The following is a 3,796-nucleotide window of genomic DNA, read 5'->3' on the forward strand; positions in this document are numbered from 1 at the left end:
TTGATCATCTTTACGACCTGCAGCTTGAAGCTGTCGTCGAATGTCCTGCGTTTGCCAGTCATGAAAAACTCCTCGATAGATGCATTCTCCACCTATCGAGGTGTCCGGGGAAATTAGACCACTGCACAGTTACGGCTACGGCGAATGTTACTTGCGGCCTTTGCTGGACTGCTGCGAGAGGGACCACTTGGCGGATATAAAAAATCAGAGGTGCGTGGATATTCCACTGTCATTATGTCGGAAAGGTTGGTTTCTAGTGTCTTTAAGTGCGCTATACTTAAAGTTTGGAGTTCTTTAAGTGTATCCACACTTTCTTTCGTCCTACGTACAAAAAAATCTCTTTTTTCAATTCTGTTAGAAGTGGCATCAGGACTTTCCCTAATGAGATCCAGCATGGCCTTTTCTTTCTCATATTCTATTTCCTTGACAGCTATCACGTTTTTAATTTCTTCAATATCTTTTTTATTTTTTTCAATATACTTTCTTAAATTATCTACTGAAGCGTATGGGCTTCCACGGTATTTATTCAATATGAAGTTATAATTTGCAGCGTTGAGAGTCAGCTTCCTATTCAGCACACCGTCCTGTATAGCAAAGTCAAAACCTGGCATGTTTATCCTGTTGTATTCAAATTGACTAAATCTAGCAAAGATTGAAGTCGCCCAACTTTTCCCCGTCGGGTCACGACGTGTAACGGGATTATTGGAGCAATAGGCGTACGCATTTAATCCGCCCTTGCCAAAGGGACTCAAACTGTCCGGACTGTTGAATCGCATTAATACCGGGTTATACGCTCGGTGACCTTGGCCTAATAAATAATGCCCCGTCACTGGATCAGGCCGCTCACCATTAAATCCCAATAAACGGATCAAGCCATTCTCTACCGGGCGATGGCCGTAAGGGTTATAAGCAATGACGTGGCGTTTATCGGCACCCATAACGTGCAACACCGACTGCTGTAAATCTGTGCCCACTAAGCTGCATTCATCGCTCGTACTGTCACGTCGCCGTTGAGCCAATAACTGACCGTCCTGTTGGAACACGCTATAACTCTGCGTGCCCTCAATCTCCGTCGTCAGTCGCGATTGATTGTAGAAGCGTTGAACGCCCGCCGTGTGGATCAGGCGGTCGAGGGGGTCGTAGTGATAATGGTAGGTTGTCATCGGCTTAGGCTCGGCTCAGGGAGACCATCAGATTGCGCTCGATCGCGCACGTTGACTACTGGCAATGTTGACAGGTTGGCTGGGGTTACTGGCTGTTGAAATCAGGCATTTCGTACGATGCCTCCCTTTCAATCCGAGGAAACTTCCGAGAAAATCCCGCTCGCTTGCGCCGCTCACATTCGGGGTCTAGTCTCGCCCGGTCGCTGCCTAATCAGCGACCGGGTTTAGTAGCCCGATGTATGAGTTTGGCGCAAGGCGCCACCTGATAGAGGCGCTTTTTTAGGCCTCCACTTTATGGTGGCCGTGCGCAGGGCGCCTTCGGGCGCGCCGGTTTCCAAACTCACCGGTCTACTAACCTGCGTACGGCTGCCACCCATTCGTTTAGTAGCGAACGGTGACTGCTCCCTAAATGAGTTTGGAGTTGTTCCATGAAAAAAATTGTTCCCGACCCTCCCTCTTTCACCCTGCAGGATGCAGCTCAGTGCACGCCCGAGTCACTGGACCGTGCGGCCGCCAATCGCGCGCTCGACTACTACCTCACCGACCATAAGCCTGCTTGCAGTGCGGGCAGTTCCACGTATGCCATCTCGTCCAGCGTCAATTTAGAAGCGGCTTTGGCCCAGGCGTCAGACTTGTTGCGCTGCATGGGAGCAACGGCGAGCGAGGCGGGGAATGGTTTGAACGGGGCGCAGCGCGATGTGGTGTTGTCGATCGTGCACTTGGCGGAGCTGGCCAAGGCGTATGTCGATAAATCGCTGGACAGCCTGGTGACGCACTAAGTCGCACGCGCCTGCTTGGCGACAGGCGCGTTAAATAACTTGCTGTTCGAACCACGACCGAATCGAAAAACAGCTGAGATACCGCAATCATTCTAAACAGGCAATCGACGAATATTAGTTGCAATGTCGGGAGGAGGGCCACCCGTTACTCGTGCTTGTAGCTGTGTAATCTGCCTCTGCTGTGCGTCGATTGTTCTGTAGGCTCGTGTTAATTCGTCGTAATTTGCTCTGGTTACACTCTCGATGTTGGTCAGAATATCTGACAACTCAATCGCTTGAGACTGGCTCAAGGCAAAACCTTGCTCCGGAGTGATAATGGCAGCTCCCAGCCTTGCCCTTGCCTGCCTATGCAGTAGACGAGCGATGCGGGGGAGGTTGTACTCCGCAACACCTCCCGCTGCGACGAATGCAGTACCTATCGACAGCGTTAGGGCGGCTTCTGGACCTCTCTTGGTTAGGGAAATTCTGAAAAAGACTTCCTGATTTGGCAAAATCACCGGACACCAATCGCCGAGCCTTTCGATGATGAAGCAAATGACCTTCGCCGATGCCGAGTACGCCGGTAAGCGCAAGCAGACCCGCAAGGAACTGTTCCTGATCGAGATGGATCGGGTCGTGCCCTGGAAGGGTTTGATTGCACTGATCGAACCACATTACCCGAAGGGCGAAGGGGGGGGCGTCCGGCTTATCCGTTGAGGGCCATGCTGCGGGTTCATCTACTGCAGAATTGGTTCGGTTACAGCGATCCGGCGATGGAAGAGGCGCTTTACGAAACGACGATCTTGCGCCAGTTCTCCGGTCTGAGCTTGGAGCGAATCCCGGACGAAACCACCATCCTCAACTTCCGTCGCCTACTGGAAAAACACGAGTTGGCCACTGGCATTCTCGGTGTAATCAATGGCTATCTGGGCGACCGTGGCTTGTCACTGCGACAAGGCACCATCGTCGATGCCACGCTGATTCATGCACCCAGTTCGACCAAGATTAAGGACGGTAAGCGCGACCCGGAAATGCACCAAACGAAGAAGGGCAACCAGTATTACTTCGGCGCCAAAGCGCACATTGGTGTCGACGATGACTCGGGGCTGGTGCACAGCGTGGTGGTCACGGCAGCCAACGTCGCGGACGTAACCCAAGTCGATAAACTGCTGCACGGCGCTGAGAACGTGGTTTGCGCTGATGCGGGTTATACCGGCGTCGAGAAGCGCGAAGAACATGCGGGACGCCAAGTCATCTGGCAGGTTGCGGCCCGCCGCAGCACCTACAAAAAATACGGAAAACGCAGCGCGTTGTACAAAGCGATACGCAAGATCGAGAAAGCCAAGGCCCAGGTTCGCTCCAAGGTTGAGCATCCATTTCGGGTGATCAAGCGCCAGTTTGGTTATACGAAAGTGCGCTTCCGGGGCTTGGTAAAGAACACCGCTCAAATGGTGACGCTGTTCGCCTTGTCGAACCTGTGGATGGCGCGTCGATATTTGCTCTCCAGCGCAGGAGAGGTGCGTCCGTAATGAGGGAAATGACTGCTGCGAGGCGCTTGCAGCGGCAAAAATGGATGAAATAAAGGGCAGATTTGACCGATTTTGAACGGCTGCCGTGTTTTGAGAGCCCCGAAGACTCAGTAGCCGGAAAACAGGGGGCTACTTCAGACTATCCCTAAAGGTAATAAGCCGATAGGCCTAGGAACTGGCCCTCGCCAACCCGGCGAACTCACCGACGCAATGGTGGCCCTAGTGTACTGTCTCTAAAATAAAGTCTCCGAAAATTGGCTATGCTTTCCCCGTCAACAACAGGCCGGAGGCGAGCAGATGAACTCGCAGAACATTACCCTCACGTCAGAAGAGCACAGCGAGCTCA

General features: G+C 52.5%; 2 protein-coding genes and 1 pseudogene. 2 read left to right on the top strand and 1 reads right to left on the bottom strand.

The window, feature by feature from the left end; translation table 11 throughout:
• Positions 1–113: 113 nt before the first annotated feature.
• A complete protein-coding gene (locus HBN68_RS21815) occupies positions 114–1,163 on the bottom strand; it encodes an RHS repeat-associated core domain-containing protein (protein WP_169966135.1) in 1,050 nt (349 codons plus the stop codon).
• Positions 1,164–1,591: 428 nt separating this feature from the next.
• On the opposite strand from HBN68_RS21815, the gene HBN68_RS21820 reads away from it, so the two are divergent.
• Complete coding sequence (locus HBN68_RS21820) at positions 1,592–1,942, top strand: DUF3077 domain-containing protein (protein WP_169962116.1); 351 nt, start codon at positions 1,592–1,594, stop codon at positions 1,940–1,942.
• 525 nt (positions 1,943–2,467) lie between these two features.
• A pseudogene (locus HBN68_RS21825) lies at positions 2,468–3,450 on the top strand (IS5 family transposase).
• Positions 3,451–3,796: the final 346 nt, after the last annotated feature.

The organism is Pseudomonas sp. WS 5078 (assembly GCF_012985745.1).
Taxonomy (GTDB): Bacteria; Pseudomonadota; Gammaproteobacteria; order Pseudomonadales; family Pseudomonadaceae; genus Aquipseudomonas; species Aquipseudomonas lundensis_A.